Source organism: Streptomyces sp. NPDC043726 (assembly GCF_056436565.1).
This window is the reverse complement of sequence record NZ_JBWKCI010000002.1, coordinates 873,781-887,233: the sequence shown is the minus strand read 5'-3', so window position 1 is coordinate 887,233 and position 13,453 is coordinate 873,781. Positions and strand designations below refer to the sequence as shown.

Annotated in this window: 12 protein-coding genes and 2 pseudogenes; 7 read left to right on the top strand and 7 right to left on the bottom strand. The window is 68.7% G+C overall.

The genetic code is table 11. The annotated features are described in order from the left end of the window. Window positions 1-20: 20 nt before the first annotated feature. Window positions 21-677, bottom strand: a complete 657-nt coding sequence (locus AC068Z_RS08655; RefSeq protein WP_478553625.1) for a maleylpyruvate isomerase family mycothiol-dependent enzyme — start codon at window positions 675-677, stop codon at window positions 21-23. Window positions 678-1,041: 364 nt separating this feature from the next. Between AC068Z_RS08655 and AC068Z_RS08650 the strand changes: the two genes are divergently transcribed. Then, window positions 1,042-1,575, top strand: a complete 534-nt coding sequence (locus tag AC068Z_RS08650; RefSeq protein ID WP_478553624.1) for a DUF4760 domain-containing protein — start codon at window positions 1,042-1,044, stop codon at window positions 1,573-1,575. A gap of 149 nt (window positions 1,576-1,724) precedes the next feature. On the opposite strand, the gene AC068Z_RS08645 is transcribed toward AC068Z_RS08650, so the two are convergent. Both AC068Z_RS08645 and AC068Z_RS08640 read right to left on the bottom strand, forming a co-directional pair. Then, the gene (locus tag AC068Z_RS08645; protein ID WP_478553622.1) at window positions 1,725-2,033 is read right to left on the bottom strand and encodes a hypothetical protein; all 309 of its coding nucleotides are present in this window, start codon (window positions 2,031-2,033) and stop codon (window positions 1,725-1,727) included. 145 nt (window positions 2,034-2,178) lie between these two features. After that, window positions 2,179-2,651 (bottom strand): annotated as a pseudogene (locus tag AC068Z_RS08640) (transposase); the annotation flags it as partial. A 217-nt stretch (window positions 2,652-2,868) separates the two neighbouring features. Between AC068Z_RS08640 and AC068Z_RS08635 the strand changes: the two are divergent. Together AC068Z_RS08635 and AC068Z_RS08630 are read left to right on the top strand one after the other, a co-directional pair. Beyond that, window positions 2,869-3,888, top strand: coding sequence for a hypothetical protein (locus AC068Z_RS08635; RefSeq protein ID WP_478553621.1), 1,020 nt, complete (start codon window positions 2,869-2,871; stop codon window positions 3,886-3,888). Between the two features lie 13 nt (window positions 3,889-3,901). Next, the gene (locus tag AC068Z_RS08630) at window positions 3,902-4,984 is read left to right on the top strand and encodes a hypothetical protein (protein WP_478553620.1); all 1,083 of its coding nucleotides are present in this window, start codon (window positions 3,902-3,904) and stop codon (window positions 4,982-4,984) included. Between the two features lie 205 nt (window positions 4,985-5,189). Here the strand turns inward: AC068Z_RS08630 and AC068Z_RS08625 are convergent. Beyond that, window positions 5,190-5,428 (bottom strand): annotated as a pseudogene (locus AC068Z_RS08625) (transposase); the annotation flags it as partial. Between the two features lie 191 nt (window positions 5,429-5,619). On the opposite strand from AC068Z_RS08625, the gene AC068Z_RS08620 reads away from it, so the two are divergent. Both AC068Z_RS08620 and AC068Z_RS08615 read left to right on the top strand, forming a co-directional pair. Further along, the gene (locus AC068Z_RS08620; RefSeq protein WP_478553618.1) at window positions 5,620-6,090 is read left to right on the top strand and encodes a hypothetical protein; all 471 of its coding nucleotides are present in this window, start codon (window positions 5,620-5,622) and stop codon (window positions 6,088-6,090) included. 322 nt (window positions 6,091-6,412) lie between these two features. Next, window positions 6,413-7,606, top strand: coding sequence for a Cmx/CmrA family chloramphenicol efflux MFS transporter (locus AC068Z_RS08615; protein ID WP_478553616.1), 1,194 nt, complete (start codon window positions 6,413-6,415; stop codon window positions 7,604-7,606). Between the two features lie 417 nt (window positions 7,607-8,023). Here AC068Z_RS08615 and AC068Z_RS08610 read toward each other — a convergent pair whose 3' ends face one another. Both AC068Z_RS08610 and AC068Z_RS08605 read right to left on the bottom strand, forming a co-directional pair. After that, window positions 8,024-8,455 (bottom strand): hypothetical protein, encoded by a 432-nt coding sequence (locus AC068Z_RS08610; protein ID WP_478553614.1) that lies wholly within the window; start codon window positions 8,453-8,455, stop codon window positions 8,024-8,026. 394 nt (window positions 8,456-8,849) lie between these two features. Next, a complete protein-coding gene (locus AC068Z_RS08605; protein WP_478553612.1) occupies window positions 8,850-9,254 on the bottom strand; it encodes a DUF6336 family protein in 405 nt (134 codons plus the stop codon). A 1,243-nt stretch (window positions 9,255-10,497) separates the two neighbouring features. On the opposite strand from AC068Z_RS08605, the gene AC068Z_RS08600 reads away from it, so the two are divergent. Next, window positions 10,498-11,127: a hypothetical protein gene (locus AC068Z_RS08600; RefSeq protein ID WP_478553610.1), complete on the top strand. Its 630-nt coding sequence runs from the start codon at window positions 10,498-10,500 to the stop codon at window positions 11,125-11,127. Between the two features lie 969 nt (window positions 11,128-12,096). On the opposite strand, the gene AC068Z_RS08595 is transcribed toward AC068Z_RS08600, so the two are convergent. Next, on the bottom strand, window positions 12,097-12,573 hold the full coding sequence (locus AC068Z_RS08595; protein ID WP_478553608.1) for an ATP-binding protein: 477 nt from the start codon (window positions 12,571-12,573) through the stop codon (window positions 12,097-12,099). Between the two features lie 191 nt (window positions 12,574-12,764). On the opposite strand from AC068Z_RS08595, the gene AC068Z_RS08590 reads away from it, so the two are divergent. Continuing rightward, the gene (locus tag AC068Z_RS08590; protein WP_478553607.1) at window positions 12,765-13,256 is read left to right on the top strand and encodes an N-acetyltransferase family protein; all 492 of its coding nucleotides are present in this window, start codon (window positions 12,765-12,767) and stop codon (window positions 13,254-13,256) included. Window positions 13,257-13,453: the final 197 nt, after the last annotated feature.

The following is a 13,453-nucleotide window of genomic DNA, read 5'->3' as shown; positions in this document are numbered from 1 at the left end:
AATCGGCGCGAGCTTGTCCTTCAATCGGAGCGCAGTCGGGCCCGCAGGACTGCCACGCCGTCCCCCTCAAGATCCTCGCAGGCCGCTGCACGGCCTGCCATCCCCATCACGAGCGAGAGGGTCGGCCCCCTGAGCAGATCCCCCGAGCCGGTGGTGAACGGTCCGTCTGTGGCCTCGATCCGCAAGCCCGTAATTGCCGTATTGCTCGCGACGGTGAAATCGCGGCTGGCGAAGAACCGGGCCACGGCGGTCGTCGTGGCCACCGGGGGTGTCCGCACAAGACCCAACGGCCGGCGGATGTCCTCGCTGTGGACGACAATTTCACCAAGCCAGGCAGCGGTATGCCTTGTCGGCCCGGCGGGCCCGGCAACAACCTCGCGAAATCGCCGCAAGGTCTCTTCGGGCGTAGCACCACGGTGTTGTGCGAGTCGTCGGTCGTTGTGCAGATCGGGGTCGAACCGTGCGGCCAGCATGCTCAGCAGCCAGCGCCACATCCCCGTGCTGGCACCTGCCGTCAGATGGGCTACGACTTCCTCCACGGTCCAGCGTTCGCACAGTGATGCTTTCGCCCACTGGGCCTCGCTGAGCTCGGCGAGATCCTCGGCGAGCGCCGACCGCTCGACGTGGATCGCCCTTTCCAGAGCTCTCCGAGTTTCCAGAACGTGCGGTTCAGCCATCGGGCAGCCTCCAGAGATCGGGTGTCCTCCATCAGACTCCTGGCGCCGTCCAAACTCATCGGCCGCACCGCGTAGGGGCCCCATGCGACCTTAATTTTCACTGCCGCAACGGCCACGTTGCCGTCCTGGCCGAAGCCCTCCAGCCCGGATCAGAAGCCAGCAACCCGCCCAGCAATCCGCTTCGTCCGCAAAGCCGCACGGCATCGCCGAACCCGCCACCTACGCACCTGGCCGGGCCCGGCGGACCCGAGCCCGTCCGCGGCCCGGCGAAGCCCGGCCACGGCAGCCGGCGAACCTGCAACCAGGGTGTGACGGGAGCCTGTGTCGGGCAGATCTCCCCTTGCGCAGCACACTTTGGGGGCCGATGTTGCTGTTCAACCTTCTCACTCTGACCGTCGCCCTGGTTGCCGTCGTGATCGCCGCGGCCTCGGCCCTGCGGCAGGCATCCGACACACGGCGCACGAACCTGCTGCTGTACATCCTGGAACTGGGATCCCGCGCCCGTGCGCCCGAATTCAAGGAAGCCACCGACTTCGTCATGACAGCCTTGGACGGACGCGACCCCGCCATGGGCATCTCGGGCCTTCCGCCGCCCGAACGGGAGAAAGTGCTGCTCGTCGGAGGCTTCTACCAGGACCTGGGAGTGCTCGTCGTCACCAGAACCCTGGAAGAAGACATCGCCGTCGCCATCCACTACACCGGCATCAAATCGGTTTGGCAGGCACTGGAACCGTTCATCCAGGGAGAACGCCAACTCCTCGACGGGCGCGAGGCAGGCGGCCTATGGGGATCCTTTGAACACCTGGCAGTGCTCGTGCAGACCACGCCTTACGACGCCATCCGCTCCAGGAACGACAAACGATTCCGCCGACGCCGCTTCCCCACCCCACTGCACTGAACGGCGCCCCCGGCGCAAGCCGAACTTCTGAACACGTTGCACACGCCGAGTCCAGGCGGGGAGCCGTCGCGGGTTGGGGGCCCCCGTCTCCGCGGTCCCCATGACGACGCAAGCCGTATGTGCCGACCACTCAGACGTGAGGTGACCCGTCAGGTCCCGGCCGGCCTCCATTCGCTCAGCGTGATCTTCACTTGACGGTTGTCCTCCCAAAACCAGCGAACCTCACCCCTGACCCGGGCACCCATCGGCGGCAGTTCACCATCGGGGGTCGCCGAGACCCCGGCCAGGCCGAGCGCGTCCGGAACACCCTCGATTCGGAGGAAAACACCAAAGGGCTGTCGACCGATGACTTCGCCGGTCACCTGCGTACCCACAGGAAGCGCCTCGCACGTCGCTGACCAGGCGGTCTGGGCTTTCCTCTCGATCTCGACACCGTCGTTCCAGGACAATTCACGCATTCCCGTGATCTTGCTTTCAGCGCCTCAGGGGCGTCAACTGCTGAGCCTCGATCATTCGTGACGGTCCGTCGGTTCCTTCGAGGGGCCGTTTCGGCTGTTCTGGCCGGTCGGGGTAATGCTGCTCGCAGGGACGGGAACGTGCTGCTCAGCCGGGGTTCGGGAGAGTTTCGAGCCGTGCCGGGGCGTCGGTGATCACGCCGGCCCAGGACCAGTGGCGAGCGAACCGCACAGAGCGGCGGCGGGCGGTCGTGACGATCTGGGCGGCGGCGGAGAGAAGGCGCAACCGGAGGCGGCGGGGCTCCCACCTGCGGATTTCGCCGGTCAGAACGAGCATCGGCATCCAGGCCAGCGGGTCCAGGGCGAGCTGGACGATCTCCAGCCCGATCCGGTTCTGCCCGGTGTCGTGCAGGGGCAGGTTGCGCAGGCCGGCGGTTCGCCCGGTCCGGATGCGGTTCCTCGGCCGCGCCCGTTGGCGGTGTCCTAGGTCCGGTGCCGCGGTCGGCTAACGGGGATGTTGGTGGCGAAGCAGGTCAGCCACGGTCCATCGGCGTCGGCGATCCGCAACTGGACACCGGGGTGGGGCCGTTCCTAGCAGACGATCAGCCGCATTCCCTTCGGTCAGGGGCGCCGGCTACCAGACAGGGGCCGCCTCTCTCGCCTCTGACTGCACATCGCACCCCGTCGGCCTCAGCGGCACCAGCGGCATCAGGCCAAGGGAGGAAGACAGTTTGTCTTCGGGTTCGCCGTCTCAGTCGACGGCCGGGAACAGGGGTGACGTGGGCAGCCCCTCCAGCGTGTGTCACGATCTCCCCGAACCTGTGGGGGGTGTTGCTGAATGGCGCAGGACATTGCGCTGCGGCCGGTGGTGGATCCGGCCCTCGAGGACGCGGAGCGCGCGCTGCTGGAGAAGTCCGCCGACGGACTCTTCCCAGCCACGCTGCCGCTGCCCGAGGAGCCGGGGCTGGGCGGCCGTACCAAGGCGGACATCTGGACCGCCCTGGCGGTCTCCGCGGTGTGCGCGCTCTTGCCGGTGGCGATCCTGTGGGCGCTGATCGGCGTGTTGCCCGGCCTGGCCGTCGGGCTCGCGGCGCAGGCGGGGCTGATCTGGGTCGGCGTCCAGTTCGGGTTCGAGGCGTTCATCCTGACCGTCGTGGGCGTGCACCTGATGGCCTGGCTGCTGATCGTCGTCCTCGGCTGCGGAACCGACGAGCGGCAGCGGGTGGCCCGGCTTCGCCACGGCCGCTACTACCTGGCCGAGGACTTCGGCGACGACTCCCTGCGCGAGCTGCTGGGCCACTCGCCGCTGCGCCGGATGGAGCGCGCCCAGGCCGCCGTGACGGCCGTACTCCAGTCGCAGGTCGACCGGGAGGGGCTGCTGGACGACATCGCCAACGACGTGACGCTGCCGGCCCAGCAGTACGAGATCGCCCAGCGCCTGGCCGAGCTGACCCGGCTGGCGCGGAAGGTGCGCACCGCTGCCGGGGACGCCTCCGGTGCACGGGTGGAGGAGGTGCTGCGGACGCAGCGGCAGGCGCTGCGGCTGTCGTCGAGCGCGCTGGAGGAACGGGTGGAGGCGCTGGAGCGGTACGCCGAGAACACCCGCGTGGCGGACGCGGCGTACCGCGAGTGGGAGGCCGTACGCGAGCTGGAGCAACTCGGCGAGGACATGCACGAGCTGGTGGTGAACACGGTGCGGGACGAGCTGGCCGTCGCCGAGATCGAAGGGCTCGTCGACCGGTCCCGGCTCCAGGACCTGCACCGGATGCTCAACGAGGCGCGGGAGGCGGGGCTGCTGGCCACGCGGTTCGCCAACGAGCCGGCCGACCGCCGGTCCGGCGACAGCGGCCGGGCGTGAGGGGGAGGACGACATGACGCAGACACCCCAGCCGAGACGCGAGTTCCACTCCGGCCGCGGCAAGAAGACCTTCGACCGGATCCCGGGCGGGTTCTACCTGGTCGGTATCCTGGTGATCCTCTTCGAGGTGGTCACGCTCGGCGCGGTCGGGCTGGCCACGGCCGTCGGCGACCCGAGCGACGACGGGGCGTCCCCGGACAAGGAATCCCGGCGGGTCGAGGTCACCTACATCGCGACGGGCGACCACCCCTCGGTGGACCTCACCGTCGCGGAGGCGGACAGCCACGTACCCTACGGGGTCACCATCCTGCCGTACCGCAAGACCGTCACGCTGGCGGCGGGCGCCGACTTCTATCTGGACGTCAGAAGCCGCGAGGGCCAGGAAGGGGGCACAGTCACGTGCACCGTGCTGGTCGACGGCAAGGTGGTCCAGCAGGTGCACAGCACACCGGACTCCTCGTCCGCCCTCTGCGCGGGCAGCACCGCGGACGCCCCGCAGCGGGGCATCCCCGTGCCCACTCTCACCCCCGGCGCCTCCCCGCTGCCCGAGGAGCGGCGGCTCACCGGGACCGTCAAGGTGCCGGACTACCCGGGCGAGGGCTCGCCGGTCATCGGCACCGTCACGGACTCCTCCCTGGAGTACGCGGAGCTGGGCGGCACGTGGGACCGGAGCAAGACGCTGGATCCGGTCTTCGACGGCTTCACCCGCAAGCAGGAGGGGCGCCAGCGCGCACTCGTGAAGTCCACGCAGGTCGACGAGGACATCATGGCCGCGGCCGGCGGCACCGGGGAGCTGCGGGGCGTGGCGGGCGCGGTGATGGACGAGCGGCGGCGCTACGAGTACCCCCGCGACCAGGCGATCCTGGTCGACGTCGCCTCGCAGCCGCTGAAGGTCGACGGACATGACGCCTGGCTGCTGGTCAGCGAGATCCACTTCCACAAACGCGGGGTGCCGTCCACGATGGACCTGAACGCGGTCCTCGTGGTCGACACCGGGCGGGTCCGCCCCTCGGTGCTGTGGGTCGTACTGCCGGAGACGAACAAGAAGCTCTGGCCGGACCTGAACACACTGGTCGCATCCGTCCAGGTCCGCTGACCTGCACCGATACGAGACGGGCCCGGGCGCGCGACGCGGGCTGGGCCCGGCCGGCAGAGCGCGACGCGGGCCGGGCACGGCATCGGGTCGACGGCGACCGTGTCGACGAGCGTGCCCGGCGCACGGGTGCGGTGCGCGACGATCGTGCAGTAGCGCGAGCGGAGCCACTGCTCCACGTCCGCCTACGTGGTGGCGGTGGCTGGCCATCCGCGGGGCAGTCCCCGCCCAATGCGACCACCAGGGCTACGTCCAACAGGATGTTGCCCGGATTCGTGCACCGCCCGAGCCTTCCGCCACGGCGTGAGCGCTGCTGATATCGCGGTGTCCAGGCCGACCTTGCGAACGGTCTCGACCAGCAGCACGTCCCCGGCCAACGAGACCACCGCCCGGGCCGCCGCCCTCGATGCGGACACGCGGGTACGACCCAAGCCCCGGACACCCCACCTCGTGAAAGCGCGAGGTTAGGCTGCGGGGATTCGCAGTACGAAGAGGCTGACGCCACCTCGTGACGACAAGCCCCTCGTGACAATGACGCCCTCGTGACAATGACGCGCTTGCCGCAACCCCGATCGCACACCCACACAGGCCTGGACGATCACTGGGGTGTTGTCAGTGGTGCGAGGGATGATCCGGGAGTGACTTCACTGCTGCAGGACGTGCGCACCAGTGCGCACTGGATGGCCTCCGCTCTCAACAGCTCGGGCTACCAGGCCGATTTCTCCCCCGCCAGCCTGCGGGACGTCGAGCGGTTCATGACGGAGCACAGCAGCGCAGGCATGGCCCGGGACACCGGCCTGTTGGCCACTGCTCTGGGAACCCGTCTGTTCGGCCTGGGCTGCTACGTCGGCGAGACCATCCGCCTCAGCCTCGGCGGCGTCTGGGATACGGACGACACAGACCCGGCCGGTGAGATCAATGTCAGCGTCCGGCTGAACAGTGGACCTGTCACCTGGCCAGTCCAACGCGTTCTCAAGCGGTTCCGGAACGGTCCCGGAGACAGCCTCGTCGTGTACGCACTATCCCTCGGCCTGGACCTGCCACCGCACACCCAGCCGCCGGCACGCGCGAGGCGCCGCAAGAGCCTGTTCCGTCGTCGCGGAGAGTAGGCCAGGCGACCCTCGCGCAGGGTCCATCGGTGGGAGTCGGCCGAACCATCTAGCACTCCACCGTTCGGGCACGTTGGCAACCCAGGCCGGTGCCTGGAAAACCGGGGTGCCTCGAGGGGTATCAGGGGTATACCGTGCGGCCCATGTCGAGTCCTGAGTCAGACGAGGTGGGGGCTTTCGGTCACGCCGTCAGCCCCCTGCACCACTGAGCTCGTAGCCCTGTCCTCGCGCCGCCTTCCGCGGCCGGGCAAGCGTGCCTTGGGGGCCGGCCGCGGTGACGAGATGACCTTTCTCGTGCTTCTCCTCACCTCGGAGCCACTCGATGCCCCTCCCTCTGTATCTGCTGGCCACGGCGGTCTTCGCCATGAGCACCTCGGAGTTCATGCTCGCCGGCCTCCTGCCTGACATTGCCTCAGGTCTCGACGTCACAGTCGGGACTGCAAGCACGCTCACCTCCGCCTTCGCGGTCGGCATGGTTGTCGGTGCTCCCCTGGTGGCCGCGCTTGCCCGCAACTGGCCCAGGCGCTTGGGCCTTCTCGGCTTCGTCGTCGCGTTCGCGGCAGCTCACGTCGTGGGCGCCATCACCACCAGTTTTCCGGTCCTGTTCGCCACCCGGGCCGTCGCCGCCCTCGCGAACGCAGGATTCCTCGCCGTCGCTCTGACGGCTGCCACCACGCTGGTCTCACCTGACAACAGGGGACGTGCACTTGCCGTGCTCGTGTCCGGCACAACGGTGGCTACGATCGCCGGTGTCCCTGGCGGGTCGGTACTTGGCACGGTGCTCGGCTGGCGGGCCACCTTCTGGGCCGTCGCCGCTCTCTGCCTGCCCGCCGCCGTCGGCATCATGAAGGCAATCCCAGCGGGACGTGTGAAGCAACAGGCGCCTGCCGGACTGGCCTTGCACGCGGAGCTCACCCAACTCACAAAACCGCCATTGCTCCTGGCGATGCTGCTCGGCGCGCTGGTCAACGCAGCCACGTTCGGCAGTTTCACCTTCCTCGCCCCCATCGTGACCGAGACCGCCGGCCTGAGCGAACTGTGGATCTCTGTCGTCCTGGTCCTTTTCGGCGCCGGTTCCTTCGTTGGGGTCACCGTCGCCGGCCGACTCTCCGACCGTCGTCCCGACCTGGTCATCTCAGTCAGCGGCCCACTGCTCCTCATCGGCTGGCTGGCCCTGGCGGTGCTGGCCAACCAGCCGCTCGCCCTGCTCGCCCTCGTGTTCGTGCAGGGCGCCCTGTCGTTCGCGATGGGCAGCACCCTGATCACACGGGTCCTCTATGAGGCCGAAGGCGCCCCCACCATGGCCGGGTCGTATGCGACAGCGGCCCTCAACGTCGGCGCCGCCACCGGTCCTCTCATCGCCGCGACCACACTCGCTACCGCGGCCGGGAACCTCGGGCCGCTGTGGGTCAGCGGACTCCTGGTTGCGATCGCACTGCTCCTCGCGTTTGTCTTCCGCACCCTGGTCGCGGCCGGCCGTCACGCCGAGGTGCCCCAGGGATGCAAACGCCCCTGAATCTCGAAGGACGCCGAAGCCTCACCGAGCATTGCCGCGACCGTCCGAACGCCCCGTAGCCGCCAAGGCCGGCGTCAGCGGCGCATGCCTGCCCACGTGAGCATGCAGGTGGGTCGGGCCCGTGGACCGGGGCAGGCCCAGCGCGGATCGCGTCGGCAGTGCCGGTGGGGCGCGTGGGGAGCAGGGCGACGTCCCTGATGCCTGCGCCGAGTTCGGTCATCTCGCGGCAGGCGGCGGGGAGCTTGGCGAGAACCTCGAAGCGCACGGCCTTGAGGTTGTCGGGCGTGGTCAGCAACATCCGGGCGAGGCCGGTGCGGGGAAATGGCGAGCGGCCCCGCCACCGATGCCGCCAAGCACGGCGGCAACCATCTGCGCCACGGCCCCGACACCGGCCACATGCCCGAGGCGATCAGATCATCATGGGCCGGTGCGCACGCCAGGCCGGCAATGTCCGTCCGGCGACCTGCCGGACGGGCGGCCGGCCCGGACGAAGTCGCGGTACTCGTCTTGTACGACACCCTCATTGACCCATCGCCCGCGCACAGCGCCCGTGCACTCCTCGGCAAGAACCAGCGCGGCCAGCGGGTCCTCAGCCTTTCCCAGGAGCCGGCCGCAGTCCTCTTCCTCGGTGTCCTGATCGAAGGGCGGGAACACGCCCAGGTCCAGGAAGTTCTCGTGTCCGACGTCTTCGACGGCATGGATATAGACGTCGTACGACGTTCCCGTCGGCCGGACCTCGGCATACCTCACCCCGGGTCGTTCAGGCGAGCCGACCGGCCCGAGAAACTGCTCAACCGGACGACCCCGCCTCAGCGCCCCCATGACAAAGGGCTCCACCAGATAACGCACCCTTGGCACCATACGACCCAGCTACGACAGCCGATCAGCTCGACGACCTACACGAGCTTCCTTGGGCCCTGCATGTGGCATGCGGACAGGGATGCGCAGCGCCCTCTGAGCGCTCGAGACGGCAGGAGCCGAAGGGCGGGGCCGAGCAGGCGGCCACCGCATCGCAGCAGAGCTTTCGTTTCGGCATCGCAGTGCGAACGGCGGTTGCGCCGGCGCGTAGGTCCGCAGAGGAGGGGTGGCTCACGATGAGAGGGCCAGGGCGTACATGTACGCGGCAGCCCAGACCACATGCCGGAAGCCGTATCGCTCGACCCGACACACCGCCCCGACCAGCGCGGTGTCCCTCCCCGTCGCCCACCTGTTCATGTGAGCGGTTGCCGGTCAGCGGGCGGCTTTAGCCGTACAGCCAACTGTCGTACGGTGCAGCGTCCACCAGGTGATACAGCCCGAACGCGGCAGCCCCGAGGACCAGCAGGAACAGCCCGGACCGAACAAACGCCGGGCCCACGAGGCTCACGGAGGCGGCCTGTCCCGTGATGGTGCGCCAGTCTCGCAAGCGCCGGATGTCCCCCGCACTGGCCCACCAGAAGCCAGCTCCGATGACCAGCAGGCCCACGCCGAACAAGCCGACAAGCCCGCTGACAACAGCGAGGAACTCTTGTCGGTCGCTGTGTCCGGCAATGCTCAAAGCGGCCACCACCAGCGGCACTACGCCCGCCAGACCATAGACCACGCCTCGCCGCGCGACCTCCCCCGGCCGCAGCCGCGGCAGCATCACACCGTCCCGGTCCAAAACCATGACCATCACCCTAGCCAGGCAGCATCCGAGCGGCCGCAACACCCCTACCCACGACCATCACGCCGACCGCCGCCAGACAGGGCAGCCCGACCAGAATCCGCGCAGGTACGCACCGCCCGGAGTGGCACGAGGCTGCGCATCAGTGCAGATGACGCCTCCCCGGCGCGGGCACGGCGGTCTCAGTGCCCAGAGCCCGCAGATTGCCGGTCGGCGGGCCAACCGGACCGTTCGGCGGAGCAGGCCACTGGTCCGGAGCGGTGCTCTGCGTCAGTGGCACGCCATGCCTCTTCGAGGAGACTGCCAGTCAAAGAATGTCGCCAGCCGTCACGAAGCAGCTGCGTGTGACGCAGTCGTCCCTCATACGTCATGCCGAGCCTGCCCAGCACCCGAGCAGAGCCCAGATTCCGCGGGTCACAGGGCCCTGGCTGCGGTGAGGCCCCAACTCGTCAAAGCCACAGGCAAGAAGCTGCGGCCCGACGCTGGATGACACTACGAACACGCCGTCCCCCATGCCCACCCCATCCCGCCCGAGACGGGCCACATACGAAAACCGGCGGTGCGGGCTGTCCGACCAGGCTTCGACCGCGCCTTCCAAGGAGTCCCGCGTCTCGTCCTGTGTGTTCGGCCCCCACGTCCGATAGCGACGAACCTCCGCCAGACACGCCCACAAGGACGACGGCCTTCGTGCGGCGGTTGACGCGGCGGGCGTCGTCTGGGAGGAACAGTCGCGGTCCATCGCGCTCAACGCTACCGACGATCCGGCCCTTCGCGCGGGCCGCAGCGGCGCAGCCGAGCGCGGACTGCTGATCCAGTCGCCTGCGTACAGTGCCGCACGAGGAGACGACCAACAGGGAATGCGCCAGCTCACAGACGAAGCCGATGCCATCGCCTCACGGACTCGGCGGCACGACCGTGCTTCGTGATCACGGCGGCGGGTTCAGCCCGGCCCCAGCTCCACCGAGTTGTCCACCGGAGACCCCCGCGCGGCCCTGGCCCGACGCGCATGCCGGGACGCATGCATCCGCTCGCTTCTTGCAGCGAGGACCAAGCACCCGGGGAACCACACTCGGCCCAGCAGTGAGGTCGCTCATCTTCGGCCTGCCGCCGTCCGCCCACATCACACCCGAACTTCGCGTACGAGTGTGCCGGCGGTGCCCGGCTTCGTGGGACTCTCCCCTCCGGCCAGGACTTCGTCGTATCACAGGACGGCCACAGCACCCCCCAACAGCCCCACCCGTCACGCATGATGCTCCTCAGCACCAATACGCACGGGGAGAACATGAAGACCAGCACAGTGCTCTGTGCAGCCCTGCTCCTGGCGGCCACCGCCACCGCATGCAGTGGCCGCGAGAGCGCCGGCAGTGAGCCGGCCAAGGCCACAACCAAGGCCGGCAGCAAGCCTGCATCATCCGCCTCAGCCAAGGCCGAACCCGGCGGCAGGCTCGCACTGGGGACAGGGCACCACTGGTCCGACACCGACCTCGACGGCAGCCATATCAGCGGTACCACCACCGCACTGAGCTACGCCCAGCCTGCCAAGGTCGACTTGCCCGACACGGCCGCCGACTTCCCCGACGGCGAGTGGGGCATCCTCGAGATCAAGCTGTGTGCCGACGACACCAGTACCAACGTCCAGACCGCACAGGGCCCGTGGAGCCTCGGCTTCCCCGACGACACGCGTCTGAATGCGCCCGGCCTCAGCGGGAACAACGTCCCCAAGCCCGAGTATCCCGTCCACGGCGTCCTCCTCACGCCGGGTGAATGCCTGCGTGGGAAGATCACGTTCAGCGTGGAGAAGGGCACGCGCCCCGACCGCATCATCTACGCCGTCGACGGCCGTGACCCCGTCAGCTGGACCGTGCCCACGACGTAAGGAACGTGACGACCTCGGCTGGCAACCCCATTGCCGGGTGACCGCGCTGAACGGGCTGAACGGGCTGTGTCACGGCCTGCATCGAGGGCGTCGTGGTCAAGGACAAACCCGCTGGGACCCGCGGCGGATCCTGCTCAGCCTCGGCCGCCGCGGTCAAGGTTCTCGATGGATGTGGAAGGCGCTGGCCACACACCGCTGGGCCGGCCGAGCGGGACCGACGACCAGACGAAACGCCGTCCGGCCAGAGCTGGGAGCACTGCCTCGGAACGAACGAGCCTGGCCGGCCCTCTGCCGGGTCACCCGTTACTGCCGCAAGACCGCAGGTGGTCGGCGACGTCGTAGACGGTCAGCCGCAGGGAGCGGATAACAACAATCCGGTCCCGTCACGGTTCACAGGGTCGTTGATCTTCTCTCCAGAGGCTCGGATGTATGCCCCGGCCACGCCATAGGCGACATAGGCGTTGCGGGCCGCCAGCGGGCGCAGCACAACCTGCTGCCAGGAGGGCGGCGGCCCGCCGGTGGGTGCCGGGTTCGCCGATCTCCAGCTGCGGTGTGTTCACCCGGTGCCGGGCCACGGCGGCCACCAGGCCTGAGTAGTCCCGAACCGCGGGTTCCTGGCCGAGCAGTTCTTCCTGCCGGTGGAGAAGCCACCGGACGTCAATGGGCAGTTACAAGGGTCAGTCCGCCCGGCCGTGGTCGTTGGCCGGGTTGAGGCGTCGTCAGGAAAGCACTGTCGAACGATTCGGCAATGCCGGGTCGGGCGATGATCTCGTGGAACACGGCCGGCCGGATTCCCTCCGTAGGCAGGCACCGCACGCTGCAGTCCCCGTCCGTGGCCGTCAGAAGGAGACCGGCAAACGCTCGGTGCCGCCAACTGGCCTACCGCAGTCGCTGCACCAGCCAGGGCGCGCGGAGTCGGCCAAGGCGCACGGCGGCACCGCACCCTGGCGGTCTGTGCCTGGCGGCTGATCAGCACACGCCGTCGCCAGCCTCGTCCCCGACCGCGTCGTCGGCCAGTACGACGGTTGCCGTGATGCGCTTGCCCACTGGCTCTCGGTGCATCTCGAAGCTACGGCAGACCGCCACGACGATCTCCAGCCCATGCTGGCCCACCCGGCCCGGGTCAGCCGCCTGGGCAACGGGCAGACAGGGCTCGCTGTCCCACACCGTCACCTCCACCGCCCCCTCACGGACCTCCAGGGTCAGCAGGCAGGGGCCCGGCGCGTACTTCCGGGCGTTGGTCACCAGCTCGCTCACCACCAACTGAGCCATGCCCTGCGCACGGTCGGAGACTGTCAGCCCATGCACGGCCTGGAGATCTGCCAGGAACGACCGGGTCAGGTCTCGAGCCTCGGCGATGTCCTCGCTGCCCTCGAACGCGGCGGAAATTGAGATCGGACGGTCTACGAAGGGCTGGGAGGTCTCATTCTGCTCAGGAATGTCCATACGTTCGCCTCACGTCCGAAGCGCCGATCTCGCGGAGCGCGCCTACCCCCCAATCCACTCCTCAGTCCTGGATGAGAGCGAGCTGGCAGCTAGCGGGCCTGAAGCCCGCCCGGTCCACGACCAGAAGGGCTCAAGCCCGCCGAACGTAAATGACAAGCAGCCCGGCGCATCGTGCTGTCACGATGCACCCCATGGGTCTTGATAACGCCGACAGCCTGGTGATACGCCGCGCGGATGCCTCGGACTGGCCCGCGCTGGCCGAGGTCGATGCCATCGCAGCATCGGGCGACGATGTGCGGCGTGCGAATATCCAGCGCTGGTGCGAACAGGACTCGGCCCTCCTGGCCGAAGACTCATCCGGCCCCGTGGGCTACGGCGTGCTGGAGTACACCTTCTTCGAGCAGGGCTTCGTCACCATGTTGATGGTCGCTCCCACCGCTCGCCGACAGGGAGTGGGCGCACGTCTTCTCAAGGCCGCTGAGGCCGCGTGCACCAGCCCGAAGCTGTTCACCTCGACCAACGTCTCCAACCACCCCATGCAACTCCTCCTGCAGCGCGTCGGCTGGAGCGCGGTCGGTCTGCTCCACGGCCTGGACGAAGGCGATCCCGAACTCTTCTACCTCTGCCCGAGCCATCTGCCCGAGCCCCCTGCCACGCGGCTATCCGCGGCTATCCGCGGCTGACGATAAGGCGCCAAGCTTGGACCTCCTCACTGAATGATCTTCGAGATGACTGGGTCGGGTCACTCCAGGTTTGCTGATCTGTGGGTGCGGGTGTCTCGGCCGAAACCGTGGGGAGTCCGACGACGAGCTGCGGGCAGTGGTCGTGTCGCCGGTGCCGAAGGTCGAGCGCCGGATCTGCCATCTCTGTCGCGTCTTCC

What these genes read in the sequence shown, in the direction of transcription:
- AC068Z_RS08595 (WP_478553608.1), bottom strand. Translation starts at nt 12,573, where the DNA reads ATGGACATTCCTGAGCAGAATGAGACCTCCCAGCCCTTCGTAGACCGT.
- AC068Z_RS08650 (WP_478553624.1), top strand. Translation starts at nt 1,042, where the DNA reads ATGTTGCTGTTCAACCTTCTCACTCTGACCGTCGCCCTGGTTGCCGTC.
- AC068Z_RS08600 (WP_478553610.1), top strand. Translation starts at nt 10,498, where the DNA reads ATGATGCTCCTCAGCACCAATACGCACGGGGAGAACATGAAGACCAGC.
- AC068Z_RS08590 (WP_478553607.1), top strand. Translation starts at nt 12,765, where the DNA reads ATGGGTCTTGATAACGCCGACAGCCTGGTGATACGCCGCGCGGATGCC.
- AC068Z_RS08605 (WP_478553612.1), bottom strand. Translation starts at nt 9,254, where the DNA reads ATGGTTTTGGACCGGGACGGTGTGATGCTGCCGCGGCTGCGGCCGGGG.
- AC068Z_RS08645 (WP_478553622.1), bottom strand. Translation starts at nt 2,033, where the DNA reads ATGCGTGAATTGTCCTGGAACGACGGTGTCGAGATCGAGAGGAAAGCC.
- AC068Z_RS08630 (WP_478553620.1), top strand. Translation starts at nt 3,902, where the DNA reads ATGACGCAGACACCCCAGCCGAGACGCGAGTTCCACTCCGGCCGCGGC.
- AC068Z_RS08635 (WP_478553621.1), top strand. Translation starts at nt 2,869, where the DNA reads ATGGCGCAGGACATTGCGCTGCGGCCGGTGGTGGATCCGGCCCTCGAG.
- AC068Z_RS08655 (WP_478553625.1), bottom strand. Translation starts at nt 677, where the DNA reads ATGGCTGAACCGCACGTTCTGGAAACTCGGAGAGCTCTGGAAAGGGCG.
- AC068Z_RS08615 (WP_478553616.1), top strand. Translation starts at nt 6,413, where the DNA reads ATGCCCCTCCCTCTGTATCTGCTGGCCACGGCGGTCTTCGCCATGAGC.